Origin of the sequence: Burkholderia cepacia, assembly GCF_001718835.1 — a bacterium.
GTDB classification, from domain to species: domain Bacteria; phylum Pseudomonadota; class Gammaproteobacteria; order Burkholderiales; family Burkholderiaceae; genus Burkholderia; species Burkholderia cepacia_F.
In genome coordinates this window covers 2,900,270-2,926,324 of record NZ_CP013443.1, presented here as the reverse complement: position 1 = coordinate 2,926,324, position 26,055 = coordinate 2,900,270, and the positions used below count along the sequence as shown (strand labels likewise).

The window sequence follows — 26,055 nt, the reverse complement described above, 5'->3', positions numbered from 1 at the left end:
CGTCAGCGTGCGGGCCGCCGCGCACGCGCGGCATCGAGATCCTCGCACAGAGCGGCCGCGCCTTGCGCAATCCGCGGCGACGGCCGCGTCAGCAGGTCGCCGTCGATCGCGAACAGGTTGTTGCGCGCCACGGCCGTCAGTGCGGGCCACGTGCGCCAGCGCGCCAGGCTCGGCAGCGGTTCGTCCGTACGCGACGCACCCGCGCCCGTCGTCACGATCGCCTCCGGATTGGCCGCGAGCACGGCCTCGTCGGTGACGGTCGGCACGAGCGGCTTGAGCGATGCGAACACGTTGCGGCCGCCGCACAGTTCGATCACGTCGTTGATCAGGTGCGCGCCATTGAGCGTCATCAGCGGCCGGTCCCAGACCTGGAAGAACGTCGTGACGGGCGCGCGCGCGGCATAACGTGCGCGCAGCGCCGCGATGTCGCGCGTGAACGATGCCGCCGCCGCGTCGGCCGCGGGCTGCGTGCCGAGCAGCGTGCCGAGCCGGCGCAACGACGACGATACGTCGTCGAGGTGCTTCGGTTCGCTGAAGAACAGCGGGATATGCAATGCGCGCAGCGCGTCGGTTTGCCGCTCGGCGTTGCCGTGCCGCCAGACGACGATCAGGTCGGGCTTCAGCGCGGCGATCCGCTCGAGGTCGAGCGCCTTGTTGTCGCCGACGCGCGGTATCGCCTGCGCGGCGGGCGGATAGTCGCTGTACGTGACCGTGCCGACGAGCTTCGTGCCGCCGCCGGCCGCGTAGACGAGCTCGGTCGCGTGCGGCGCGAGGCTGATCACGCGTTGCGCGGGTGCAGGCAGCGTGACGGTATGGCCGGCGTCGTCGCGTGCGCTGACGTCCGCATGCGCGAACGGGGCGGCGCCGAGCGCGATCAGTGCCGCAAGCGCCGGCAGGCCGCGGCGCACGTCGTTCGTCATCGCGGCTGCGCGCGCAATGCCGGCACGCACTGTGCAAGCGCGCGCTCGAGACGCCGCCATTCGTCGTCGTTGCCCGGCAGGCCGACGCGTACGCTCGACGGCTGCGCGAAATGGCGCGTCCAGATGCCGTGCCGCGCCAGCGCCGCATGCAAGTCCGCCGCGTGCGGATCGGCGGTCCAGCTGAACAGCGGCGTCGAATGCACGACGTAGCCGTGTCCGCGCAGCAGCGCCGCGAGCCGCTCGCCGTCGGCCGCGAGCCGCTCGCGGGCGGCGGCCTGCCATGCGCGATCGGCGAATGCCGCGGCGACCGCATGGCGTGCGGGGCCGCCGACCGTCCAGGCGCCGAGCAGGTCGCGCAGCGAGACGATCAGCTCGGGATGGGCCAGCACGAAGCCTGCGCGGATGCCGGCGAGCCCGAAGAACTTGCCGACCGAACGCAGCACGACGAGCCCCGGGCGGTTCACGCAAGCGGCGAGCGAGCCGGCCGCGCCCGTATCGGCGAACGCCTCGTCGACGACCAGCGTGCCGCCGCGCGCCGCCAGTTGCGCATGCCAGCCGAGCAGGCGTTCGGCCGGCACGCATTCGGCGGTCGGATTGTTCGGATTCCCGACGATGACGTGGCGCAGCGTTGCAGGCAACGTATCGGTGCCGATGTCGAGCGCGACGACGCGATGGCCGTGTCGCGCGAAAGCGGGCGCGTATTCGCCGTACGCGAGCGTCGCGACGCCGGCGTCGCCGGCCGGCAGCAGCGCGGGCAACGCGCGGATCGCGGCCTGGCTGCCGGCAACCGGCAGTACGTGCGCCGGGTCCGGCGCGCCGTAGTAATCGGCCGCGCACGCGGCGAGGCCGTCGCCGTCGTCGGGCAGCCGGCGCCACGCGTCGGCCGGGACGGGCGGCACCGGATAGCCGACCGGATTGATGCCGGTCGACAGGTCGAGCCACGTGTCGTACGGAATGCCGTGGCGGCGTGCGGCTTCATGCAGGTTGCCGCCGTGCACGATGCGGGTGTCAGACATGATGGGTGGCCATGACGAGTGCGCCGCTCGCGACCAGCAGCGCGAGCCACAGGGCAAGCGTGCGCGTGACGAGCGACAACGCGGCGACGATATGCGCGGCGCTCGCGGGCGAACCCGCGCCGAGCACCGGGCGGTGCTCGATCTCGCCGTGATAGACGGCCGGGCCGCCCAGCTGCACGTTCAGGCTGCCGGCGCCGGCGGCCATCACCGGGCCCGCGTTCGGGCTGTCCCAGTGGCGTGCCTGCGTGCGCCAGCAGCGCCATGCGGCGGCCGTGTCGCCGAGCAGCGCGTAGCTGGCCGCCGTCAGGCGCGCGGGAATCCAGTTGAGCGCGTCGTCGAGGCGCGCGGCGGCCCAGCCGAAGGTCAGGAAGCGCGGCGTGCGGTAGCCCCACATCGCGTCGAGCGTGTTCGCGAGCCGGAACAGCAGCGCGCCGGGGCCGCCTGCGACGACGAACCAGAACAGCGCGCCGAAGATCGCGTCGTTGCCGTTCTCGAGCGCGGATTCGACGGCCGCACGCGACAGCGCGCCTTCGTCCGCGTCGCTCGTGTCGCGCGACACGATGCGCGCGGTCAGCGAGCGGGCGGCGCCGAGGTCGCGCCGCAGCAGCGCCGCGGCGATCGGCGCGACATGGTCGGTGAGGCTTTTCGCGCCGAGTGCGAACCACAGCAGGGCGATGTGCAGCGCGGCCGCGAGCGGCCATGGCAGCACGGCCGCGAGCCATGCCGCGACGGCGACCGGCGGCACGACCGCCGCGATCCATGCGGCGACGCCGATCGCGCGGCCGCGCCGGCCCGTGTTCAGCGCGCCTTCGATGCGCGCGGCGAGGCGGCCGAACGCGACGAGCGGATGCCAGCCGGCCGGTTCGCCGATCGCGCGGTCGACGATCGCGGCCGCGACCGCGAACATCGCGACAACGGGCAGCGACAGCATCAGCATGACGGCGCTCCGGCCTTGAGTTCGAGCGGCAGCCCCGCCACCAGCAGCGTCACGCGCGTCGCGAGCGCGGCGACGCGCTGGTTCAGGCGCCCGAGTTCGTCGACGTAGCGGCGCGTGACCGACCCGAGCGGCACGACGCCGAGCCCGATCTCGTTGCTGACGACGATCACCTTCGCACGCGCGCCGCGCAACGCCTGCTCGAGCCGGTCGACCTGCGCCGCGTACTGCGCATCGTCGAGCGGTTCGCCGTCGGCCGGGCACAGCAGGTTCGTGAGCCACAGCGTCAGGCAGTCGACGAGCAGGCACGCGTGCGGATCGTCGAGCCGCGCGAGCGTGCCGGCGAGGTCGACGGGGGCGTCGGCGAAGCCCCAGGCGGCCGGCCGGCGCGCGCGATGGTGCGCGATGCGCTGCGCGAATTCGGCATCGGCGGCGGTCGCGGTCGCGATGTAGGTGACGGGGCGGCCGCAGTCGGCGGCGAGGCGCTCGGCGTGCGCGCTCTTGCCCGAGCGGGCGCCGCCGAGGACGAAGGTGAGGTCGTGCGGAATCATCGCGTGATTGTAACGGCGCGGGCAACCCGGCGCGGGGGATAATGCGGCCTTTGCCTCGCGACGACCATTACACGATGAATGCACCCGAGCCGCGGCCGCGCGGCACGCTGATGATCCAGGGCACGACGTCCGACGCGGGCAAGAGCACGCTGGTCGCGGGCCTGTGCCGGCTGGCGCGCCGCGGCGGCGCGCGCGTTGCGCCGTTCAAGCCGCAGAACATGGCGCTCAACAGCGCGGTGACGGCCGACGGCGGCGAAATCGGCCGCGCGCAGGCGCTGCAGGCGCTGGCCGCGGGCGTCGCGCCGCATACGGATTTCAACCCCGTGCTGCTGAAGCCGACGAGCGACCGCGGCGCGCAGGTGATCATTCACGGCAAGGCGCGCATGAACCTCGATGCGCGCGCGTATCACGGCTACAAGCCGGTCGCGTTCGAGGCCGTGCTCGAGTCGTACGCGCGCCTGCGCGCCGGCTACGACACGGTGATCGTCGAGGGTGCGGGGAGCCCGGCCGAGATCAACCTGCGCGAAGGCGACATCGCGAACATGGGGTTTGCCGAACGCGTCGACTGCCCGGTCGTGCTCGTCGCCGACATCGACCGCGGCGGCGTGTTCGCGCACCTGGTCGGTACGCTCGCGTGCCTGTCGGACAGCGAGCGCGCGCGCGTGCGCGGCTTCGTGATCAACCGCTTCCGCGGCGACCTCAAGCTGCTCGAACCGGGGCTCGACTGGCTGCGTGCGCAGACGGGCAAGCCCGTGTTCGGCGTGCTGCCGTACCTGCACGGCCTGCTGCTCGACGCCGAGGACATGCTGCCCGCCCAGGCGCGGAGCGACGCCGCGCACGCCGGCGGCCGCGTGCTGCGCGTCGTCGTGCCGGCGCTGCCGCGCATCAGCAACCACACCGATTTCGACCCGCTGCGTGCGCATCCGCAGGTCGAATTCACGTACTGGAAGAGCGGCCCCGTACCGGACGCCGACCTGCTGATCCTGCCCGGATCGAAGAGCGTGCAGCGCGATCTCGCCTGGCTGCGCGACGCGGGCTGGGACACGCTGATCCGTCGCCATCTGCGCTACGGCGGCAAGGTGATCGGCATCTGCGGCGGGATGCAGATGCTCGGCCGTACGCTCGACGATCCGCTCGGCCTCGAAGGGGCGCCCGGCAGCGTGCCGGGGCTCGGGCTGCTCGATTTCGACACGACGCTGCAGCGCGACAAGACGCTGAAGAACGTGACCGGGCACCTCGCGCTGCCGGGCGGGGCCGCCGTACGCGGCTACGAGATCCACATGGGCGATACGCACGGGCCCGCGCTCGCGTCGCCCGCGCTCGAGCTGACGGCCGACGGCGCGGCCGCCGCGCACGCGGACGGCGCGATGTCCGCCGATGGCCAGATCCTCGCGACCTACGTGCACGGGCTGTTCGACTCGCCCGACGCATGCGCGGCGCTGCTCGCGTGGGCCGGGCTCGACGGCGCGGAGCGCATCGACTATCCGGCGCTGCGCGAGGCATCGCTCGAGCGGCTGGCCGACTCGTTCGCCGACCATCTCGACCTGCCGGCGCTGTACGCCGAATTCCGCTGAGCGATTCGTCCTCGCATTTTTCGTCGCGTGGCGTACAACCAAAGGAGGGCGGATGTCCGCCTGGAGGAGTGCGACGATGAAGGCTCGATGGTGGTGGGCCGTATTGCTGCTGGCGTTGCTGACGGTCCCGACGTGGGCGCAGGCCTGCGATTACGGATCGGGCGGCGGCAGCTCGTCCGGCTACAGCGGATCGCAGGGCAAGGGCGGCGGCTACTGACGCACGAATCGGGGCATGATGGCTCATGTCCCTTTTTATTTTGATTCGTTCTCGTGGAGAGATAATTTAAGCGGTGTTGCGTGTTTATTGGCGGAAAAGGTTCAAATAGAGTGCGGTTCATTCCAATCCACTCACGAAGGAACCCCGACATGAACCCCAATCGCCTCAACGATTTCGCCGCGACCCTGCTGCGCGTCGCGCTCGGCGTGCTGTACCTCGCGCACGTCGCGCAGAAGGTGTTCGTCTTCACGCTGCCCGGCACCGCGCAGTTCTTCGCGTCGATCGGCCTGCCCGCGTGGCTTGCTTACGTCACGACGGCGGTCGAACTGGCCGGCGGCCTGGCGCTGCTCGCGGGCTTCCGCGTGCGCGTCGCCGCGCTGGTGCTGCTGCCGTTCATGCTCGGCGCGCTCGCCGCGCATCTGCCGAACGGCTGGAGCTTCGCGTCGCCGAACGGCGGCTGGGAATACCCGGCGTTCTGGGCCGTCACGCTCGCCGTGCAGGCGCTGCTGGGCGGCGGCGCATTCGCGCTCGGCGCGCCGCGGGCCGCGGCGCAGCGCGCGGCGTGACCCGGTCCGGCGCCGGGCGGCATCGATGCCGCCGGTTCCGGTGACACCCCGTTTGCCGATATCATCGCTCCCTGTATCCGCAATCGAGCGGCGCCTGCCCTGCGGCGGGCGCCGCGCGGCTTTTTCGGGGGAATTCATGACGGTGATCGTGGTGGCGAATCCGAAGGGCGGCGTGGGGAAGAGCACGCTGTCCACCAATCTTGCCGGCTATTTCGCGGCGCAGGGCGCGTGGGTCGCGCTTGCCGACCTGGACCGGCAGCAGTCCGCGCATGCGTGGCTCGACCTGCGGCCGGCCGGACTGCCGGCAATCGAGGCATGGGAACTCGATCCGGACGCGCCGACGAAGCCGCCGCGCGGCCTCGAATATGCGGTGATCGATACACCGGCCGGGCTGCACGGCAACCGGCTCAATGTCGCGCTGCAACTGGCCGACAAGGTGATCGTGCCGCTGCAGCCGTCGATGTTCGACATCCTCGCGACCCAGCACTTTCTCGAACGGCTCGCGAACGAAAAGGCCGTGCGCAAGGGCAGCGTCGAGGTCGGGATCGTCGGGATGCGGGTCGATGCGCGCACGCGCTCGTCGGACCAGCTGCACCGGTTCGTCGAAGGGCTCGGCCTGCCGGTGCTCGGCTATGTGCGCGACACGCAGAACTACGTGCAGATCGCCGCGCACGGCCTCACGCTGTGGGACGTCGCGAAGAGCCGGGTCGAGAAGGATCTCGAACAGTGGCGGCCGATCGTCGAATGGGCGGAGCGCAAGGCGTCGAAGGGCGCATGATGGTGCGGCGCGGATCGGCCGCCGGCGGCAACCGCCGGCGCGCCGCGCGCACGTGACAAGGGCCGGATTCCGTGCTGGACGGAATCCGGCCCTTCTTTGCATTGGGCGCCGCCTGACGCGGCGCTCCGGCTCAGGTCCAGTTCTGCGTCGGCACGTGATCGCGGTGACCCTTGATCTTGTTGCCGTCGTCGATGAACACGAGCTTCGGCCTCCAGCCGGCCTGAATCTCGGCTTCGTCGACCATCGCGAATGCCGCGATGATCACGAGGTCCCCGAGCTGCGCGCGGCGCGCGGCCGAGCCGTTCAGCGAGATCATTCCGCTGCCGCGCTCGCCCTTGATCGCGTACGTCGAGAAGCGCTCGCCGTTGTTGATGTTCCAGATGTCGATCCGTTCGTTTTCGATGATACCCGCCGCTTCGAGCAGGTCTTCGTCGATCGCGCACGAGCCTTCGTAGTGCAGCTCGCAGTGCGTGACGGCCGCGCGGTGGATCTTCGATTTGAGCATGTGGCGCTGCATGGTGTCTCCGTGATGCGTCGTGATAGGCGCGGGCGGGCGGCCGTCAGATTTCCAGGTTGTCGATCAGGCGCGTCGCGCCGAGCTTCGCGGCCGCGAGCACGACGAGCGGTTCGCCGGCTTCGAGTTCGGCGGCGCTCGGCGCGATCAGGTTCGCGCGTCGGCGGATCGCGATGTAGTCGGGCGCCCAGCCGCGCTCGGCCAGGTGCGTGCGCGCGTGCTGCTCGAGCCTGCCGAGGTCGCGTTCGCCGCCGAGCACGCTGTCGCGCACGCGCTGCAGCGTTTTCGCGAGTTCGGGCGCTTCCTTGCGCTCGTCGGTCGTCAGGTAGCGGTTGCGCGACGACAGCGCGAGGCCGTCCGCGTCGCGCACGGTTTCGGCCGCGACGATCTCGACCGGCAGCGCGAGCTGCTGGCACATCCGGCGCACGATCATCAACTGCTGGTAATCCTTCTTGCCGAACACGGCGACGCGCGGCTGCACGCAGGACATCAGCTTCGTGACGACCGTGCACACGCCGGCGAAGAAGCCGGGCCGGAACTCACCCTCGAGAATCCCGCCGAGGTCGTCCGGCGGCAGCACGCGGTATTCCTGCGGTTCCGGGTACATGTCGCGCTCGGTCGGCGCGAACAGCACGTAGACGTTTTCCTGCTGCAGCTTCTCGATATCGTCCTGGAGCGTGCGCGGGTACTTGTCGAAATCCTCGTTCGGGCCGAATTGCAGCCGGTTGACGAAGATGCTCGCCACGACCGGGTCGCCGTGCTGGCGCGCGAGGCGCATCAGCGACAGGTGCCCTTCGTGCAGGTTGCCCATCGTCGGCACGAACGCCGTGCGGTTCTGTCCACGCAACTGGTCGCGCAGTTCCTGGATCGAGCTGATGACTTTCATGATCGGGTAGCGGTTTCCTCGCGCATGCGCGCGTTGGCGCCGCAGCAGCGGCGTCGGGGTCGAAGCGGCAAAAAGTAGTATCCGCGGCATCCGCGCGCGGGCGGCGCATCGGGCGTCGGCGGATTGTAGAGGATTTGGCCGCCAAACGCATCGAAAAAAGGACGATCGTTCACTTTTATCAGGAATGCGGCCGCGCGGGCGGGCCGGGTCCGGCGCGCCGCCCGGCGGTGCGGTTCAGGCGGGCAGGTAAGCGAGGCGCACGTAGATCGGCGCGAAAGGCTCGGCCTGCGTGATCTCGAGGAGCGATTCGCGCGCGAGTTCGAGCATCGCGATGAAATTCACGACGACGACCGGCACGCCGCGCGACGTGTCGAACAGCTCGGCGAATTCCATGAAGCGCGCGTTCTGCAGCCGGCGCAGGATCAGGCTCATGTGCTCCCGCACCGACAGCTCCTCGCGGGAGATCTTGTGGTGCTGGACGAGCTTCGCGCGCTTGAGCACGTCGGCCCACGCGGCGCGCAGGTCGTCCGAATTCACGTCGGGGAAGCGCGGCGTGACGCTCTGCTCGATGTAGACCTCGGCACGCAGGAAGTCGCGGCCGAGCTGCGGCAACTGGTCGAGCCGCTGCGCGGCCAGCTTCATCTGCTCGTATTCGAGCAGGCGGCGCACGAGTTCGGCGCGCGGATCCTCGGCTTCCTCGCCGGTGTCGGCCTTCTTGACCGGCAGCAGCATCCGCGACTTGATCTCGATCAGCATCGCGGCCATCAGCAGGTACTCGGCCGCGAGTTCGAGGTTCGACGTGCGGATCTGGTCGACGTAGCCCAGGTATTGCGCGGTGACCTGCGCCATCGGGATGTCGAGCACGTTGAAGTTCTGCTTGCGGATCAGGTAGAGCAGCAGGTCGAGCGGGCCTTCGAAGGTCTCGAGGAACACCTCGAGCGCATCGGGCGGGATGTAGAGATCCTGCGGCAGCTTGAACAGCGGCTCGCCGTACAGGCGAGCGAATGCCGCGACACCGTCGACCGTGTCGGGCGTCGAATCGGCGCCCGCGGGCGCGGCGATCGCGTCGTCCTGCCGGGCGGCGCTGGCCTCGTCGGCGGCGCTCACGTCGTCAGAAGTTCTGGTAGTAGACGTACGACGTTTGCTTCACGCGCGATTCCTGCTGCTCGGCGCGCTCTTCGAGGTCGATCGGCTGCTTGTCCCACAGCAGGGAACGGCCCTTGCGCTGCTCTTCCTCGAGCGTCGGCTTCTGTTGCTTGAGCTGGTTCAGGAACTGCGTGACATCGGACTGGTACGGCATGGCTGGGTCTTCCGTTTCGGGCGGCGCACGATGCGCCGGATTCACGATGGCGGGATTTTACCGCATCGCGGGAACGGCCGGCGGCAATCGCGCGTCGAACGCGCGGGCATCGCGCCGTTGCGCGCAAGCATCAAAGCGGCGCGCGGGCGGGGGCGGCGACGTCCGTGTGGTCAAATACGGGTTTTCGAACAATTCACATCATTGAGGGCGAGGTCATATTTGGCGGGGCAGGCACACCAGCAACGAAACACGGCGCATGACGCCGCGCGGGGCGCCCGACGCGGCGACGCCGGCGCGGCCCGTGCCGCGCGCATCCTCGCCGGCTGCCTGGCCGCGCTCGCCGCACTGCCCGCCTGGGCGAAGTACGACGTCGACATCGACGCGCCGCGCTCGGTTCGCAAGCTGCTCAAGACGCACCTCGACATCGCGCGCTTCGCGAAGCGCGACGACATCAGCGACGACCAGTTCGACTTCCTCGTGACGGCCACCCCGCAGCAGGTGCGCGACCTGACCGCGACGGCCGGGTATTTCTCGCCGGTCGTGCGCACCGACGTGCGCACGCGCGACGGCAAGCGCGACGTGCGCATCGCGGTCGATCCGGGCAAGCAGACCGTCGTGTCGAGCGTCGACCTGATCTTCAAGGGGCCCGTCGGCACCGAGGACCCGAAGCAGGAAGCCGCGACCCGTTTCGCGTTTTCGCTGAAGCCGGGCGATCCGTTCACGCAGTCCGACTGGGACGGCGCGAAGGGCGCGGCGCTCAGGCAACTGCAGTCGCGTCGTTATCTCGGCGCGAAGATCGCGTCGTCGGAGGCGCGCATCGACCCGCGCACGCAGCGGGCGACGCTCGCGGTCACGTTCGACAGCGGCCCGACGTTTACGATCGGCAAGGTCGACGTCGACGGTGTGCGGCGCTATCCGGAGAAGATCGTCACGAACGTCAATCCGCTGTCGGAAGGCGAGATCTACGACGTGCAGCGGATCACCGAATTGCAGCGGCAGTTGCAGAACACGCCGTACTACGCGAGCGTCGCGATCGACGTCGGCGACGATACGGCGAAGCCCGAGCGCACGCCCGTGCACGTGAAGGTCAGCGAGTTTCCGTACAACAACATCCGCGGCGGCGTCGGCTTTGCGACCGACACCGGGCCGCATGTGCAGGGCTCCTACACGTATCTCGACACGTTCGGCGCCGCGTGGCCGCTGACCGTGTCGGGCCGGCTCGACCAGATCCAGCAATACGGGCAGGTCCAGCTGTCGATGCCGCCGGGCGAGAAGGGGTGGACCAACAGCGTGCTCGCGTCGTACACGAACACCAACGTGTCGGATACGCGCATCTACAGCGCGCGGGTCGGCGTGCAGCGCACGCGCACGGGCCAGTTCATCGACTATTCGTATTCGCTGATGTACTACCAGGACCGGCTCGACCAGAACGGCGCGGGGCCGACCACGAGCCGCGCGCTCGTGCCGCAATGGGCATGGACGCGCCGCAACGTCGACGATCCGCTGTTCCCGCGTTCGGGCAACCTGATCCACGCCGAGGCCGGCTTCGCGGTCAAGGGCGTGCTGACCGACCAGACCTTCATCCGCGGCTACGCGCGCGGCCAGCAGTACCTGCCGGTCGGCAAGCGCGACCTGTTCGTGTTCCGCGCGGAGCTCGGCGGCGTGTTCACGGGCGGCAGCTCGACCGGCGTGCCGGCGTCGCTGCTGTTCCGCGCGGGCGGCTCGAACTCGGTGCGCGGCTACGGCTACCAGAGCATCGGCAACAGCGTCGACGGCTCGGTCCTGCCGACCAAGTACCTGATGACGGGCACCGCCGAGTACCAGCACTGGTTCAACCGCGACTGGGGCGCCGCGACGTTCTTCGACATCGGCACGGCCACCGATGCGTGGGGCGAACGCGTGTTCTACCCGGGTGTCGGCGTCGGCGCGCGCTGGCGCAGCCCCGTCGGCCCGATCAACGTCGACGTCGCGTACGGGCTGCGCAACCATAGCGTGCGCCCGTACCTGACGCTCGGCATCGCTTTCTGACCCAACCGATTCATCCATCACGCACCGCATGACGAAGGACGCCCACGACACGCCGCCGCCCCACGATCCGGACTCGCCCGAGCGAGCGCCCGAGGACGCGCCGCGTCGGTCGCGGCTCGTGCGCGGCGTCGCGTGGACGCTGGCCGGCGTCGTGCTGCTCGTCGTGCTGGCCGTCGGGCTCGTGCTGGCCGCGGCGACGACCGAGCACGGCACGCGGCTCGCGTGGCAGGCGGCGGAGCGCGTGCTCGGCACGCGGCTCGCGGGCACGCTCGACGGCGGCTCGCTCGCGACCGGCGTGCGCGTGAAGTCGTTCGCGTGGACGAGCCCGGACGGCACGGGCACGGAGGTGCGGATCGACCGTCTCGACGGCCGCTGGGCGTTGACCCGCGCGCCGCTGCGCTTGACGGTCGACTACCTCCGCGCAGGCACGATCGACGTACGGATCGCGCCGGGGCCGTCGACACCGAGTACGACGCCGCAGGACCTGAGCCTGCCGCTGCAGTTGCGGATCGGCGACCTGCGCGTCGATCGCCTGGCCATCCACGACGGCGGCTCGACGACGCAGCTCGACCATCTCGCGCTGAACGGCCGCAGCGACGGCCGTCACCATGAACTCGTGCTCGACGGCGTCGATACGCCGTACGGTGCGCTGACCGCGCGCGCGAAACTCGACGGCGTGAAGCCGTTCGCGCTGACGGGGGAGGCCACTTACGCGGGCAAGCTGTCCGACGAGCCGGTCGATGCGCGCGCCCGCGTGTCGGGCTCGCTCGAGGCGCTCGTCGCCGAAGTCGACGCGAGCGGGATGAAGCTGAACGGGCGCGCGCACGTCGAGGCCGCGCCGTTCGGCGCGGTGCCGCTCACGCGCGCGTCGCTGGCGTTCGATCACGTGAACCCGCAGGCGCTCGCGCCCGGCGCGCCGGCCGCCGATCTCGCGGTGCGCGCGGAACTCGCACCCGTGACCGCGCCGGCCGGCTCGGCGCCCGCAAACGGGTTCGCGGTGACGGGCCCGGTGTCGATCGTCAACGCGAAGCCCGGCACGCTCGGCGATCACCTGTTGCCGGTGATCGACGCGCACGCGAACGTGCATCTCGACGCGCACGCGCAGCGGATCGACGCGCTCGCGCTGAAGCTGATCCGCGACGGCAGCGTGACGGGCAACGGCACGCTGACGGGCGGCAAGGGCCGCTTCGACCTGAAGGTCGCGAACCTCGACCTGAACGCCTTCGTCGCCGAGCTGCGGCCGATGCGCCTGGGCGGCCCGCTCGGCGTGACGCTCGCGGGCGACGTGACGACCGTCGACTTCGACCTGAACGATCCGAAGCTCGCGCTCGGCGCACGCGCGAAGGTCGCGCTGACGCCGCAGCAGACCGTGCTCACCGATGCGCGCGTGACGGCGGGCAAGGGCCGCATCGACCTGACGGGCGTGTTCCGCCACGATGCGCATTCCAGCTACGACGCGAAGGCGACGCTGACGGCGTTCGATCCGCTGCTGCTCGCCGCGCAGAGCGCGCCGAAGGCCGGCGGCGGCAAGGCGCCCGCCAAGGCGGCCAAGGCGCCGCCCAAGCGCGGCGAGACGCGCGTGTCGGGCACGCTGACGGCGTCGGGCGCGTTCGCGCCGCAGGTGTCGACGAAGGCGACCTTCAAGCTCGGCGACAGCCTGTACGACGGCGTGCCGCTGACCGGCGCCGGCGTCGTGCAGCTCGCCGGCTCGCGGATCCTGCCGAGCAACGCGACCCTGTCGATCGCGGGCAACCATGTCGACCTGCGCGGCAGCTTCGGGGCGCCCGGCGACCGGCTGCGCTTCGTCGTCGACGCGCCGCAGCTCGACCGGCTCGGCTTCGGCGTCGAAGGGCTCGTGCAAGCGCAGGGCGACCTGACCGGCAGCTTCTCGCACCCGAACGTGACGGCCACCTACAAGGCCGAGCACGTCGTCGTCGGCTCGAACCGGATCGGTGCCGCGCAGGGCCGCGCGGACATCCGCGACGGCGCGCACGGCGCACTCGTGTTCACGGCCGACGCGACCGACCTCGCGCTGGGCTCGCTGAAGCTGAAATCGCTGCGCGCGAACCTCGACGGCACGCGCGCGAAGCACACGCTCGACGCGTCGGCGCTCGGGACGGCCGGCGGCCGCGTGATCGACGTGACGCTCGCGGCGAACGGCGGCGTGGTCGAGAGCCGCGACGGGATGCGCTGGGACGGCACCGTGACGCGTCTCGCGAACCGCGGCACGCCGGCCATTGCGCTGCAGTCGCCGCTGACGGTGTCGGCCGGCGCCGGCCGCGTGACGCTCGGCGCGACGCGGCTCACGCTCGAGGGCGCGGCGATCGACCTGAAGTCGTTCGTGTTCGATCACGGCCAGATGCGCTCGGCGGGCACCGTGAGCGGCGTGTCGGTCGCGCGTTTCCTCGAGATCCGCCAGGAGCTGACGGGCCAGCGGCCGCCGGTGCGAACCGACGTCGTGCTCGACGCCGACTGGGATTTCTCGCTCGGCGCGAACTCGACCGGCCATGTGCAGGTGAAGCGTCGCGGCGGCGACGTGACGATCGAGAGCGGGCGCGGTATCGCGTCGCTGGGGCTGACCGACCTGTCCGCGCGCGCGAGCTTCACGCCCGGCAACCGGCTCAACGTGACGGCGCTCGCGAAGGCGAACCGGATCGGCACGCTCGACGCGAACGTCATCGTGCCGTTCGCGCTGCGCGACGGCATGTTCGGCGTGGCCGACGACGGCCCGCTGTCGGGCCGCATCGACGTCGACGTCCCGGCGCTGAAGACGACCGGCAACCTGTTCGGGCCGAGCTACCTGCTCGGCGGGCGCGCGGCGCTGAAGCTGACCGTCGCGGGCACGCCGGTGAAGCCGAACCTGTCGGGGATGCTGACGGGCGACGACCTGTCCGCGACGCTCGTCGACCAGGGCGTGCAGCTGAAGGACGGCATCGTGCGTATCAAGCTGTCGGAAAACCTCGTCGAATTCCAGCAGGTCGAGTTCCACGGCGGCGACGGCACGCTGCGCGCACTCGGCCGCGTGCGTCTCGACGGCGAAGCGCCCGACCTGACCGCGAGCATCGTCGCGGACAAGCTCGAGCTGTTCGCGGCGCCGGACCGGAAGCTGTCGCTGTCGGGCAAGGCCACCGTCGCGAACGACGGGCCGCGCGGTGCGCTGTCGATCGACGGCAAGTTCGTCGTCGACCGCGCGCTGTTCGACCTGCCCGAGGAGTCGGCGCCGCACCTGTCCGACGACGTGGTAATCGTTCAGCCGGACGGCACGGTGCGCGGCGAGACGCCGACGGGCACCGCGGTCGCCAAGCCGAAACCGGTCGAGGACAAGCCGGCGCCGTCGCTCGCGCCGCGCGCGAACATCGACATCGGCCTCGGCAACAACTTCCGCTTCAAGGGGCACGGCGCGGATCTCGGGCTGCGCGGCACGATCACCGTGATGAGCGCGCCGGGCGTGCCGCTGCGCGCGGTCGGCAACGTGCGCGTGACCGAAGGCTCGACGTATACGTCGTTCGGCCGCAAGCTCGCGATCGAGAACGGCTTCTTCACGTTCAACGGCCCCGTGTCGAACCCGGGCGTCAACATCCTCGCGATGCGGCGCAACCAGGAAGTCGAGGCAGGCGTGCAGGTCACGGGCACGATCCAGTCGCTGACGGTCAAGCTGGTGTCGGAACCGAACGTCACGGACAACGAAAAGCTGTCGTGGCTGCTGTTCGGGCACGGCACCGACCAGGGCAACAACGTCGGCCAGCAGGGCACGATGACGGCGGCGCTCGGGCTGCTCGGCAGCGTGACCGGCAAGCGCGTCGCGCAGACCTTCGGTCTCGACGAGGTGTCGGTCGGCCGCAGCGAGGTCGGCCTGACCGATCCGCAGGTCGTGCTGGTGTCGAAGGCGATCAACGAGCGGTTCGTGCTCGGCTTCGAGCAGGGGCTTCAATCGGCGAGCAACGCGTTCAAGGCGACGATCAACCTGACGCGCTTCTGGTCGGTGTCCGCGTACGGCGGCACGTTCCAGGGCGTCGACCTGAACTACACGCGGCGTTTCGACCGGTGGTTCGGGGGCCGGTGACGGCGGGGGGAGGCATGACAGAGCGCCGGGGACGACTCCTGGCGTTCTGCACGAGGTGGGCACCGGGGGCCTCAAGAGCCTGGCTCAGCATTCTTGCTCGTCGCCAAGGCCGTAGTTGCAAGCAAAGGGATCGTGCCACTTATTTTTTTTATATAGCAAATTGACTGCTCCCCCTCTGGACCAAAATAGTGTGGAAGTGCCTCCTGAATATAGTTGGAATTTGCCGGCGCTATTGTCGCTGAATGTAATTGTCCCGGTTGCGTAGCAGGGTGAGTAGCGTTCGGTCGTAATTATATGACTCTCAACAGGATATGCTTTTTCGAAATAATGCCTGACTTGGTTGATCGTTGGTTTAAATTTCTTGCAGCTTTCCGTCAAATTGGAGTCCTTGGTGTCAAGATTTAATCCTGTTTCATCGATCGTCACTGTACTCACGGTTCTTGCTTGGGCTGTTGTTTGTAGTGTGAGGAAAACAAGTGGGAGCAAGAGTTTGGCTGACCTGGAATTTACCATTTTGCGGTGGCTGCTTCTGTCGGTGTTTTGTAAGATAGCTGAGGGTGGCGATAAATTTCATGGGGTGAAATATAAAGAGTTTCGGTTAACTCTTTGATTAGCCATTGCAGGGATGAATTTTGCTTTTCCGTGACGCTTTCATACACTTTCTCCTTCCTGTTTGTGCCGGGTATGTCTTTGTCGTGTGTCTCTCCAACCAATTCAATGCCAATCGAGTCGTTGTTCGATGGGTAGCGATTCGGCCATATTTTTTTGTGCTCGTGAATTGATAGTTTTGTATATTTGTTTTCCATTCCGGTTGCTATCTTCAATTCTGCGGTAGGGCATTCGTGTGTAATAATGCAGCGAGATTTGAGTTTTCCGACGTGATTGGTTCTTTTGAGTAGTGAAGCTGTTTGATAGATTGTTCCGTCTTTGTCGATTAGGAAGTGCGCACCATTGGCGCCTTTTTTCCTGTAGCTATTGAAGGTGCTTTCTGCAGTTGGGCTGTCTGTTTGATGAACGACGATTCCATTAACCTTGCTCATTGGGCTTCGTTCAATTTCTGAAAAAATATTGACCTGGATGCGCTCCGCATCGACGTGACCTTGTTTTGAAATGAATAGCATGATATGTCCCGTTGTTAGATGGTCTTGTTGGCTTTAATGTCGTAACCCATGGCCACTGTTCCGGCGCTGCCGCCCTGGGCGTTCTGAATCACATATTCTTGCTTCACACGGGAGAAGGACAATCGAACTTCTTCGCGCGGGACCCGCATGTTGGGGTTGCTAACTGGTTTGACTCCGGTGACGAGCACGTCCTCCATCGTGATCTTCAGGTATTCGAGTGGTTTGCCGCCAGCTTTACGCATCACCAGCACAGCGCTGTCGAGAGGCTTGCCTGTCAAGCAATACTGAATCAGATTCGGTGTGGCGCGATCGATGTAGTGCTCGAACGCTAGATCGTCAACGGTGCATCTGCCTGCGCCACCACCGCTTCCCATGTGCATATTGGATTGCTGACTTACCGACCACGTCCACGTCAGGACCTCAATTTCATTCGAATGACTGCGATCGGTCGATTCGCCCTCGATACCCGTGAGCTTCAAGAAAATATCCTGCGCCATCTTATTTCTCCTATCGGATTATTGAGAAATCGAAAGCACCTGCCTGCTGCTCAAAGTGCTCTCGTGTGAAAAATTACTCATCCTGGTGCATTTAATCCATAGGACATGTATCGTTTTGACGGATTGTTGCGTTGGCGTCGGGGGGGTAATCTCGTAGGTCGTTGCAAACGGGGAGCAGCGTGCGGTAGATGTCATTGGCGCTCGCAACGTCAGCATCGACAACGGCGTGGCGCAGGCATAAAAAAACCACGCTATCTACGTGCGAGGGTTGTCGCGCAGGCAGCGCGCCGCATACTTCGCGCGCATGCCGGGCTTCGCGCCGCTGTGCGGTTCGAGGATGTAGAGGCCCGGCTCGGCCTTCTCGTCGGTTGCCGACGCCGCGAGCACCATCCCTTCGGACAGGCCGAACTTCATCTTGCGCGGCGCGAGGTTCGCGACCATCACCGTCAGCTTGCCCACGAGCTGCTCGGGCTGGTACGCGGACTTGATCCCGGAGAACACGTTGCGGGTCTTCTCCTCGCCGACGTCGAGCGTGAGCTGCAGCAGCTTGTCCGAGCCTTCGACCGCCTGGCACGCGACGATCTTCGCGATGCGCAGGTCGATCTTCGCGAAATCGTCGATCGAAATGGGCGCGTCGGTGCCGTCCGCGCCGTTCGCGGCCGCTGCGGGCTTCGCGTTCGCCTTCGCGGCCTTGGCGTCGGCCGTCGCGGCTTTCGCAGCCTTCGCGCTGCCGGCCGCATCCGTCGAGGCGCCCGCGCCGGCCAGCGAATCGCGGTTCGCGGCGAGCAGCGCGTCGATCTATTTCGGCCGCAGCGATGTCGGCCTGACCGATCCACAGGTCGTGCAGATCTCGAAGGCGATCAACGAGCGCTTCGTGCTCGGCTACGAGCAGGGGCTGCAATCGGCGGCCAACGCGTTCAAGGGGACGATCAACCTGACGCGCTTCTGGTGGGCGTCTGCGTACGGCGGCACTACACGCGGCGCTTCGACCGGTGGTTCGGCCAGCGGTGACGGTGGCGCGCGTCGCGTCGCGCGCGCAACCGGCTCAACGGTCGTTCGCGCCTGCCGTCGCGCACGCGGCGTATCCTTCCTGCGAGTCGGCGACCGTGACGTCGACCTGCAACAGCCGGCCGCGCGCATCGACCCGCCGCGCGCGGAAGTAGCGACGGTAGCGCAGCGCGGCGGCCGCGACAGGCGGCGTGATCCGCGCATTCCACGATTCCAGCGAAAAGCCGTCGGCTTCCAGCCATTGCAGCAGCCGCGACACGCCCGCGTCGTCGGGCGGCACCACGAGGTCGACGTCGTTCAGCGGCGTATCGGTGTCGTCGTCGGCGTCGCCATCGACATGGCCCGCTTCGGCCGCGAACCGGCGCGCGAAGCCGCCGATCACGGCGAACGCGAAGCCGTCGCGCGTCAGCGCGGCGACGAGCGCACGGGCGGCGTCGGCGTCGCTCGCAAGCGGCGCCTTGCGGCACACGAGCGCGTACTCATGCGTGCGATCGGTCGCGCCGTCGCCATGCGGCGCCGGGCCGCCCGCGCGTTCGTAGATCAGCACGCGTTCCTCGTGCAGCACGAAGCGTTCGCCGAGCAGCCGCGCGACATCCCACGCGAGCGGCACGAACCGGCCGCCGACGCGCAGGTTCTGCGCCATCGCAATGCACCAGCCGCCCGGTTCGAGCAGCGCGTGCACGCCCGCGAATACGTTGCGCATCCGTTCCAGATACGGCGCGTAGTGCGCGACGCCGTACAGCTGCCCGTCGGCCGCCTTGCCGGGCAGCTCGTCGCAGCCGAAATACGGCACGCTCGTCAGGCACAGCGTGAACGGGCCGCCGGCGTCGCGCGCGGCGGCTTGCGTCGCGGCGGTCGACAGGTCGCCCGCGAGCACCGGATGGCGGCCGGCCGCGGCGCCCGCCCGCGCGAGCCGTTCGCGCGCGAACGCCGCGCGCTCCGGATCGACCTCGACGCCGAGCGCCGGCGCGCTGCATTGCGCGGCGGCGACGAGCGTCGTGCCGAAGCCGCAGAATGGATCGACGATCCAGCCGCCCGGCGTCGCGTGGCTGCCGATGAACGGCACCATCTGCTCGACCCAGCCGCAATCGCGCGCGGCGAATGAATCCCGCGCGCGCAGGTCGGCGGGCAGGGTGGTGTCGGCGGCCTCTTCGGTCAGGCGCAGCCAGCTAGTCACGGTGGTCATCGTCGCTCCACAGGATGTCGCGCGTCGGTTGCCAGCCCGCGCACAGGTTGCCGTTCGGATGAAATACGAGCTTGTACACGGCGTCGCGCAGTTCATGCTCGCGCATCGCGCCGTAGTCGGACGCCTCGAACACGACCTCGAACCCGTCGCGGTGCGCCCAGCGCGCGTTCCAGAAGTAGTAGCCGCCCGTCAGCGCGATCGGCTCGCACCGGGACGCGAACGCGGGGTCGGCGACGCACGCGAGCAGCAGCGCGTCGATCGCGACCCGCGCGTGGTCGACGTAGCGCCGCGTCGCGTTGTGCCGGTACGTGTCGGGCAGCGCGGAGAACTCGCGGAAGATCACGGCGCTTGCGCCGAGCACGCGTGCGCGGTCCAGATAACGGAGCACGTCGGCCGGCGTCTCGACGCCGCCGCGCTGCACGATGCAGACGAGCTTGACCGGGAAGCGCTCGCGCGCGGCGGCGAACGCCGTCTCGAACGCGGCGTCGCGCATCACGGGCTGGCCGGGGCGAAAGCGCATGATCGACTGGTTCACGTCGTCGCGATCGTGATGGCGCGACCATTCGAGCCACGACAGCCCGAAGCTCGCGAGCGCGGGCAGCAGCGCGCCGCCGTGCTCGACGAGGCCCGCGCCGTTCGTGTACAGCACGCTGCCGCCGACGTCGGGGCCGTCGGCGCCGGCCGCGCCGAGGGTCGCGACGAGCGACAGCAGCCAGCCCGGATCGTCGGTGTTCTCGAGCCCGGACAGCGAATACGACAGCGGCACGCCGCGCAGCGCCCGCAGCGCGCGGCCGAGCCGGTCGAAATAGTTCGCGCCCGGGCGCAGGCTCGCGGCCATCGGGCCGGACGCGGTCTCGTCGACGAGCGTTTCCGAGCAGAACCGGCAGCGCGCGGAGCAGGGCTGCGCGGCGGCGTAGGGCGTGAACGTCAGCGGCTGCGCGAAGCGGATCGCGCGTTTGCCGAGCATGTGCGTGTGCCAGCGGGCATTGTCGTCGGCGGGCGGCTCGCGCAGCGCGAGCCACGCGAAGCGTTCGGCGAGCGCGCCGAACGCACGGCTGTGCGCGACGAGCGGCGCAACGCCGTTCGCGTCGGCGACCGGCACGAGCGGGATCGTCATCGGGGAACGGGCGCGGCTCATGCGGGACGACGCGCGCGTCCGGCCGGCCGGGAAGGTGTCGGGTGCGTTTTCATTTCGTTGTTCTGTGGGCGGAGCCCGCCGCCACGGCCCGTGGCCGACCGCTCGCGGCGGTCTTCGGAATCCGGCGGGTTCCGGTGCTGCATATTGCGTCGGCATGCGCGAGCGGCTGCCGCGCAAGCCGACATGGTAACGGAATCCGTCCGCGGGACGCACCGGGCGGCTCAAACATAAAAAAGCCCCGCACGCATCGTGCGGGGCTGTCGCGCAAAAGCGGCGGCGCGCGCCGCTTACTTCACGCGCATGCCGGGCTTCGCGCCGCTGTGCGGCTCGAGGATGTAGAGACCCGGTTCCGCCTTCTCGTCGGTGGCCGACGCGGCGAGCACCATCCCTTCGGACAGGCCGAACTTCATCTTGCGCGGCGCGAGGTTCGCGACCATCACCGTCAGCTTGCCCACGAGCTGCTCGGGCTGGTACGCGGACTTGATGCCCGAGAACACGTTGCGGGTCTTTTCCTCGCCGACGTCGAGCGTGAGCTGCAGCAGCTTGTCCGAACCCTCGACGGCCTGGCACGCGACGATCTTCGCGATGCGCAGGTCGATCTTCGCGAAATCGTCGATCGAGATGGGCGCGTCGGTGCCGTCCGCGCCGTTCGCGGCCGCTGCGGGCTTCGCGTTCGCCTTCGCGGCCTTGGCGTCGGCCGTCGCGGCTTTCGCAGCCTTCGCGCTGCCGGCCGCATCCGTCGAGGCGCCCGCGCCGGCCAGCGAATCGCGGTTCGCGGCGAGCAGCGCGTCGATCTGCTTCGGGTCGACGCGCGTCATCAGGTGCTGGTACGCCTTGATCGGCTGTTCCGACGACAGCGGCTTCGCGGCATCGGCCCAGGCGAGCGGCGCGATCCCGAAGAACGACTCGACGGCCTCGGCCACGCGCGGCATCACCGGCTTCAGCGCGAGCGACAGCAGGCGGAAGGATTCGAGGCTCACGCTGCAGGTTTCGTGCAGCGCGACCGCGTTGGCCGGGTCCTTCGCGAGATCCCACGGCTTGGCGCCGTCGACGTACGCGTTCACTTCGTCCGCGAGCTCCATCGTGTGGCGCAGCGCGCGGCCGTACTCGCGTGCTTCGTAGTGCGCGGCGATCCCGGGAATCGCATCGCGCAGCTTCGCGACGAGCGGATGGTTCATCGCGCTGTCCTGCACGCGGCCGTCGAAGCGCTTGATCAGGAAGCCTGCCGCGCGGCTCGCGATGTTCACGTACTTGCCGACGAGGTCGCTGTTCACGCGCGCCTGGAAATCGTCGAGGTTCAGGTCGATGTCTTCCATCGTCGCGTTCAGCTTCGCGGCGAAGTAGTAGCGCAGCCATTCGGGGTTCAGGCCCGTGTCGATGTAGCTCTGCGCGGTGATGAACGTGCCGCGCGACTTCGACATCTTCGCGCCGTCGACCGTCAGGAAGCCGTGCGCGAACACGTTGGTCGGCGTGCGGTGGCCCGAGAACTCGAGCATCGCGGGCCAGAACAGCGTGTGGAAGTACAGGATGTCCTTGCCGATGAAGTGATATTGCTCGGTGGTCGAGCCCGGGCGGATCCACGCGTCGAAGTCGACGCCGTTGCGGTCGCACAGGTTCTTGAAGCTCGCGTAATAGCCGACCGGCGCGTCGAGCCACACGTAGAAATACTTGCCGGGCGCGCCCGGGATCTCGAAGCCGAAGTACGGCGCGTCGCGCGAGATGTCCCAGTCGGCGAGCTTGGCCTCGCCGGCGTCGCCGAGCCATTCGCGCATCTTGTTGGTCGCTTCGGGCTGCGCGAGGCCGCTCACCCATTCGCGCAGGAACGTTTCGCAGCGCGGATCGGACAGGCGGAAGAAGTAGTGCTTCGAGGTCTTGCGCACCGGCGTCGCGCCCGACACGACCGAATACGGGTTCAGCAGTTCGGTCGGCAGGTAGGTCGAGCCGCACACTTCGCAACTGTCGCCGTACTGGTCCTTCGCGTGGCACTTCGGGCACTCGCCCTTGATGAAGCGATCCGGCAGGAACATTTCCTTGACGGGATCGTATGCCTGCTCGATCTCGCGCTCGGCGATGAAGCCGGCTTCCTGCAGCGCGACGTAGATCTTCTCGCTCAGCACGCGGTTCTCGTCCGAATCGGTCGAGTAGAAGTTGTCGAACGACACGCCGAAGCTGTCGAAATCGCGCTTGTGCTCGGTCCACACGCGGTCGATCAGCTGCTTCGGGGTCAGGCCTTCCTTCTCCGCGCGCAGCATGACCGGCGTGCCGTGCGTGTCGTCGGCGCCGATGTAGTAGACCTCATGGCCATGCATTCGCAGCGTCCGCACCCAGATGTCGGTCTGGATGTACTCGACCAGGTGGCCGATGTGGATCTGCCCGTTGGCATAGGGCAGTGCGGACGTAACGAGGATCTGGCGGCCACCTTGCGGCGCCGCAGCCTGCACGGAAGTGAGGTCGGATGCGGACATAGGGTCTGTAGAGGAACGGCGGGAAAACGACGGGAAACTGCGATTCTAGCAGGGGCGCGCGCCGGACAGGCGGGTGGCCGGCGCAGGCCGCGCGGGCGGGACGCAGCGGGCCGCAAGCGGCGTGCCCGGGCGTCGGATGTTGCGATGCAGCACAAATTGCGCAGGCAAAAAAAACCGGGGCGGATACGGCCCCGGAGCAACAACGACAAGAGGAGAATGGTGACGCGCCGGCAACACCAGCCGCGTACCGTAAATACTGACCACGGCCCGCGACAGAAGTTCGAAAATTTTTTCGATTTGTTACCGGCTCCGCCGGAAGCCTTGTCCGGCGGGGCAGTGCGGGCGACGCGAGCCGTGCATTCCCCGCCTGCGCGCTTAGTGCTGCGCAGCGCGCAGGTAGATTTCGACGCGGCGGTTCTGTGCGCGGCCGGCTTCCGTCGCGTTGTCCGCGATCGGGTTCGACGGGCCCATGCCCTGTGCCGACAGGCGGGCGCCGGCGACGCCGCGCTGCTCGAGCGCGTTCACGACGCTCTGCGCACGGTTCTGCGACAGCGTCTGGTTCAGCTGCTGCGAACCCGTGCTGTCCGTGTAGCCGACGATCGATGCCGTCACTTGCGGGTTCTGGTTCAGCGTCGTCGCCAGGTCGTTCAGCAGCGGCGTGAACGCCGGCGTGATCGCGTACTGGTTCGTCGCGAACGTCACCGAGCTCGGCACGTTCAGCTTCAGCGAGCCGTCCGGCTGCTCGGTCACCTGCGTACCCGTCTTGGCTGCCGACGGCGCGAGCTTGTTCTTGATCGCCTGCCAGTTGTAACCCGTCACGCCGCCGACCAGTGCGCCGACGCCCGCGCCGATCGCCGCGCCCTTGCCGCCGCCCGCCAGCGCGCCGATGCCTGCGCCCAGCGCCGCACCCGTGCCGGTACCGACGGCCGTGTTGTTGCCTTGCTGCGTGGCGCAGCCTGCCAGCAGTGCGCCGGCCAATGCGAAGACGGACAGACGGGTCGCGATTTTCATGTTCATCTTGGATTCCTCTCTTGGTTGAACGAGTCGACAACGACGACAACAACAGTTACGGCTCCACGCGCGGGCCGCCCGAAAAAGGAGGGCAGGCCTGCGCCAGCGGCAGCCGCCGAGGTGGCCGCATGCCCTGTCCGTCAGCGTGGCTGTTCGGGCAGTGCGACGCGTCAGCCTCTACAATATAGGCGGTTGGTGGCCGATTTGGCCCCATAGCATGCCGCAGGCGAAGAGTGCGCCGGGTCGCGCGTTCGCGCAATGGCGTGCAACAGATTCTTTCACTTTTCCCGATTTTCGCAGCGTAATTTGATATTTTTTGACGTTTGCGCGCGAGAAAAACGTTTTCACGGAGTTTCGATGAGCATTGACCGGGCACAAGTCGACGCCGCTTTGGCGGCTGTCGTCGACCCCAATACCGGCCGTCCGTATGCGGCGAACAAGGGCGTGCGCAACGTCGCGATCGACGGCGACGTCGTGGCGCTCGACGTGGTGCTCGGTTATCCCGCGCGCAGCCAGCACGACGACGTGCGCGCACGCGTCACCGCCGCGCTCCAGGCCGTGCCCGGCGTGCGCGACGCGCGCATCGCCGTGTCGCAGGAGATCGTCGCGCACACGGTGCAGCGTGGCGTGAAACTGCTGCCGAACGTGAAGAACATCGTGGCGGTCGCGTCGGGCAAGGGCGGTGTCGGTAAGAGCACGACGGCCGTCAACCTCGCACTCGCGCTTGCCGCCGAAGGCGCGTCGGTCGGCATCCTCGACGCCGACATCTACGGCCCGTCGCTGCCGACGATGCTCGGCATCCACGGCCAGCGCCCCGAGTCGCCCGACAACCAGTCGATGAACCCGCTCGTCGGCCACGGGCTGCAGGCGAACTCGATCGGCTTCCTGATCGAGGAAGACAACCCGATGGTGTGGCGCGGCCCGATGGCGACCTCCGCGCTCGAGCAGCTGCTGCGCCAGACCAACTGGCGCGAGCTCGACTACCTGATCGTCGACATGCCGCCCGGCACCGGCGACATCCAGCTCACGCTCGCGCAGCGCGTACCCGTCACGGGCGCGGTGATCGTCACGACGCCGCAGGACATCGCGTTGCTCGATGCGAAGAAGGGCCTGAAGATGTTCGAGAAGGTCGGGATTCCGATTCTCGGCATCGTCGAGAACATGAGCATCCACATCTGTTCGAACTGCGGCCACGAAGAGCACATCTTCGGCGCCGGCGGGGCCGAGCGGATGGCGAAGGATTACGACGTGAACGTGCTCGGCAGCCTGCCGCTCGACATCGCGATCCGCGAGCGGGCCGACAGCGGCGCGCCGACGGTCGCGGCCGATCCCGAAGGCGCGCTGGCGCGTCGTTACCGCGACATCGCGCGCGGCGTCGCGCTGGCGATTGCCGAGCGATCGCGCGACATGACCTCGAAGTTCCCGTCGATCGTTGTTCAAAATACGTAAAACCCTTGCGGGGCGGGGCCTCACGCTGTTTACGGCGCCGCGAGGCGCGGTATCATGGCGACTTTTCCCGGGTCCCTTTACCCGCCCGGCGGGCGCCGCGTCACACGCGGCGCCCGCCGGCATGAGGATCGAATGAAACAACGACATCACGGCGTGCGCGCCGGCCGCGTGCGGTACGCGCTGCTGGCCGCCGCCGCGCTGGGCCTGCTGGCCGGCTGCACCTCCTTTTCCTCGTCGCACGAAAAACGGGCCGACGCACAACTGCAGCCGACGGTCGGCTGGCAGGCGCGCGGTGCGGTGACGTTCGTCGAGCGTCCGGACGGCGTTCAGGTCACCTACAACCTGGCCGGCCTTCCGCCCAACAGCGATCATGCGCTACAGGTGCACGAACGCGGCGACTGCAACGCGGGCGACGGCTCGAGCGCCGGCCAGGTGTTCGCGCCGGCCGCCGACCGGTTGCGCGCGGGCGCGCGCGTCGCCGGCGATCTGGGCAACATCCATGCGGACGCGAACGGCGTCGCCGCCGGCTTCATCGTCGCTCCCGATCTGGCCCTCGATGGCGTGCGCTCGGCGATGAACCGCGCGGCGCTGGTGCACCGCGACCCGAGCGATCCCGCGTTTCCGCAGCATGGCGCGGGGCCCGCGCTTGCCTGCGGCGTGATCCGTTGACGGCCGCCGCGTGCGCCGGCCGATGATCGCGTAAAATGTCCGCCTTTCCCGGTCGCCGCTTTGTATCGGCGGCTTTCGTTTTCCGTCACGCAGCGTTTCCTGGCGCCCCGATATGAATCGACCCCCACGCTCTCTTTGTTCGCTGCCCCCCGAGGGGGCGGTCA

The 26,055-nt window shown here is 68.4% G+C and carries 22 protein-coding genes and 2 pseudogenes; 9 read left to right on the top strand and 15 right to left on the bottom strand.

Annotated elements, in window-relative coordinates; translation table 11 throughout:
- Positions 1-2: 2 nt before the first annotated feature.
- Genes WT26_RS16670 through cobU form a run of 4 tightly spaced genes read right to left on the bottom strand, consistent with a single transcriptional unit; the run spans position 3 to position 3,421 of the window.
- On the bottom strand, positions 3-920 hold the full coding sequence (locus WT26_RS16670) for a cobalamin-binding protein (protein ID WP_069273791.1): 918 nt from the start codon (positions 918-920) through the stop codon (positions 3-5).
- Positions 917-1,936 carry a threonine-phosphate decarboxylase CobD gene (gene cobD, locus WT26_RS16665; protein ID WP_069273308.1) on the bottom strand — a complete coding sequence of 340 codons (1,020 nt, stop codon included), beginning with the start codon at positions 1,934-1,936 and terminating at the stop codon, positions 917-919. The genes WT26_RS16670 and cobD overlap by 4 nt, the downstream gene beginning before the upstream one ends.
- Positions 1,929-2,873, bottom strand: coding sequence for an adenosylcobinamide-phosphate synthase CbiB (gene cbiB / locus WT26_RS16660; RefSeq protein WP_069273307.1), 945 nt, complete (start codon positions 2,871-2,873; stop codon positions 1,929-1,931). The genes cobD and cbiB overlap by 8 nt, the downstream gene beginning before the upstream one ends.
- Complete coding sequence (gene cobU, locus WT26_RS16655; RefSeq protein ID WP_059531857.1) at positions 2,867-3,421, bottom strand: bifunctional adenosylcobinamide kinase/adenosylcobinamide-phosphate guanylyltransferase; 555 nt, start codon at positions 3,419-3,421, stop codon at positions 2,867-2,869. Before cobU ends, cbiB begins: the two co-directional genes overlap by 7 nt.
- Positions 3,422-3,495: 74 nt before the next feature.
- Between cobU and WT26_RS16650 the strand changes: the two genes are divergently transcribed.
- From WT26_RS16650 to WT26_RS16640, 4 genes are all read left to right on the top strand, one after another.
- Positions 3,496-4,995: a cobyric acid synthase gene (locus WT26_RS16650; RefSeq protein WP_069273306.1), complete on the top strand. Its 1,500-nt coding sequence runs from the start codon at positions 3,496-3,498 to the stop codon at positions 4,993-4,995.
- Between the two features lie 52 nt (positions 4,996-5,047).
- Entirely contained in the window at positions 5,048-5,212 is a 165-nt protein-coding gene (locus WT26_RS38050) for a hypothetical protein (protein WP_231130455.1), read from the top strand.
- 149 nt (positions 5,213-5,361) lie between these two features.
- Positions 5,362-5,778, top strand: a complete 417-nt coding sequence (locus WT26_RS16645) for a DoxX family protein (RefSeq protein ID WP_069273305.1) — start codon at positions 5,362-5,364, stop codon at positions 5,776-5,778.
- A 136-nt stretch (positions 5,779-5,914) separates the two neighbouring features.
- Complete coding sequence (locus WT26_RS16640; RefSeq protein WP_069273304.1) at positions 5,915-6,556, top strand: ParA family protein; 642 nt, start codon at positions 5,915-5,917, stop codon at positions 6,554-6,556.
- Positions 6,557-6,686: 130 nt separating this feature from the next.
- On the opposite strand, the gene panD is transcribed toward WT26_RS16640, so the two are convergent.
- The 4 genes from panD to WT26_RS16620 form a co-directional block, all read right to left on the bottom strand.
- Positions 6,687-7,073 (bottom strand): aspartate 1-decarboxylase, encoded by a 387-nt coding sequence (gene panD / locus WT26_RS16635; protein ID WP_069273303.1) that lies wholly within the window; start codon positions 7,071-7,073, stop codon positions 6,687-6,689.
- Between the two features lie 43 nt (positions 7,074-7,116).
- Positions 7,117-7,956, bottom strand: coding sequence for a pantoate--beta-alanine ligase (gene panC, locus WT26_RS16630; RefSeq protein WP_059665107.1), 840 nt, complete (start codon positions 7,954-7,956; stop codon positions 7,117-7,119).
- Between the two features lie 234 nt (positions 7,957-8,190).
- A complete protein-coding gene (locus tag WT26_RS16625) occupies positions 8,191-9,063 on the bottom strand; it encodes a segregation and condensation protein A (protein WP_021164248.1) in 873 nt (290 codons plus the stop codon).
- A 4-nt stretch (positions 9,064-9,067) separates the two neighbouring features.
- A complete protein-coding gene (locus WT26_RS16620) occupies positions 9,068-9,256 on the bottom strand; it encodes a DUF3460 family protein (RefSeq protein ID WP_006478107.1) in 189 nt (62 codons plus the stop codon).
- Between the two features lie 219 nt (positions 9,257-9,475).
- On the opposite strand from WT26_RS16620, the gene WT26_RS16615 reads away from it, so the two are divergent.
- Both WT26_RS16615 and WT26_RS16610 read left to right on the top strand, forming a co-directional pair.
- Positions 9,476-11,284, top strand: a complete 1,809-nt coding sequence (locus WT26_RS16615; RefSeq protein WP_069273302.1) for an autotransporter assembly complex protein TamA — start codon at positions 9,476-9,478, stop codon at positions 11,282-11,284.
- 28 nt (positions 11,285-11,312) lie between these two features.
- Positions 11,313-15,347, top strand: coding sequence for a translocation/assembly module TamB domain-containing protein (locus WT26_RS16610; protein ID WP_069273301.1), 4,035 nt, complete (start codon positions 11,313-11,315; stop codon positions 15,345-15,347).
- 506 nt (positions 15,348-15,853) lie between these two features.
- Here WT26_RS16610 and WT26_RS35870 read toward each other — a convergent pair.
- From WT26_RS35870 to metG (WT26_RS35865), 3 genes and pseudogenes are all read right to left on the bottom strand, one after another.
- Entirely contained in the window at positions 15,854-16,468 is a 615-nt protein-coding gene (locus WT26_RS35870) for an N-acetylmuramoyl-L-alanine amidase (RefSeq protein WP_080406652.1), read from the bottom strand.
- Between the two features lie 14 nt (positions 16,469-16,482).
- Entirely contained in the window at positions 16,483-16,965 is a 483-nt protein-coding gene (locus tag WT26_RS16605) for an Hcp family type VI secretion system effector (protein ID WP_059537036.1), read from the bottom strand.
- A 255-nt stretch (positions 16,966-17,220) separates the two neighbouring features.
- Positions 17,221-17,763 (bottom strand): annotated as a pseudogene (gene metG / locus WT26_RS35865) (methionine--tRNA ligase subunit beta); the annotation flags it as partial.
- A 7-nt stretch (positions 17,764-17,770) separates the two neighbouring features.
- Between metG (WT26_RS35865) and WT26_RS39070 the strand changes: the two are divergent.
- Positions 17,771-17,976: pseudogene (locus WT26_RS39070) on the top strand (hypothetical protein); the annotation flags it as partial.
- 34 nt (positions 17,977-18,010) lie between these two features.
- On the opposite strand, the gene WT26_RS16595 reads toward WT26_RS39070, so the two are convergent.
- The 4 genes from WT26_RS16595 to WT26_RS16580 form a co-directional block, all read right to left on the bottom strand.
- A complete protein-coding gene (locus tag WT26_RS16595) occupies positions 18,011-19,159 on the bottom strand; it encodes a DNA methyltransferase (RefSeq protein ID WP_069270458.1) in 1,149 nt (382 codons plus the stop codon).
- Positions 19,143-20,276: a hypothetical protein gene (locus WT26_RS16590; RefSeq protein ID WP_069270457.1), complete on the bottom strand. Its 1,134-nt coding sequence runs from the start codon at positions 20,274-20,276 to the stop codon at positions 19,143-19,145. The genes WT26_RS16595 and WT26_RS16590 overlap by 17 nt, the downstream gene beginning before the upstream one ends.
- A 308-nt stretch (positions 20,277-20,584) precedes the next feature.
- Positions 20,585-22,762, bottom strand: coding sequence for a methionine--tRNA ligase (metG, locus tag WT26_RS16585; RefSeq protein WP_069273300.1), 2,178 nt, complete (start codon positions 22,760-22,762; stop codon positions 20,585-20,587).
- A gap of 375 nt (positions 22,763-23,137) precedes the next feature.
- Positions 23,138-23,779 (bottom strand): OmpA family protein, encoded by a 642-nt coding sequence (locus tag WT26_RS16580; RefSeq protein WP_069273299.1) that lies wholly within the window; start codon positions 23,777-23,779, stop codon positions 23,138-23,140.
- A 351-nt stretch (positions 23,780-24,130) separates the two neighbouring features.
- On the opposite strand from WT26_RS16580, the gene apbC reads away from it, so the two are divergent.
- Positions 24,131-25,222, top strand: a complete 1,092-nt coding sequence (gene apbC / locus WT26_RS16575) for an iron-sulfur cluster carrier protein ApbC (RefSeq protein ID WP_059730273.1) — start codon at positions 24,131-24,133, stop codon at positions 25,220-25,222.
- Between the two features lie 132 nt (positions 25,223-25,354).
- A complete protein-coding gene (sodC, locus tag WT26_RS16570; RefSeq protein ID WP_059531886.1) occupies positions 25,355-25,891 on the top strand; it encodes a superoxide dismutase [Cu-Zn] in 537 nt (178 codons plus the stop codon).
- Positions 25,892-26,055: the final 164 nt, after the last annotated feature.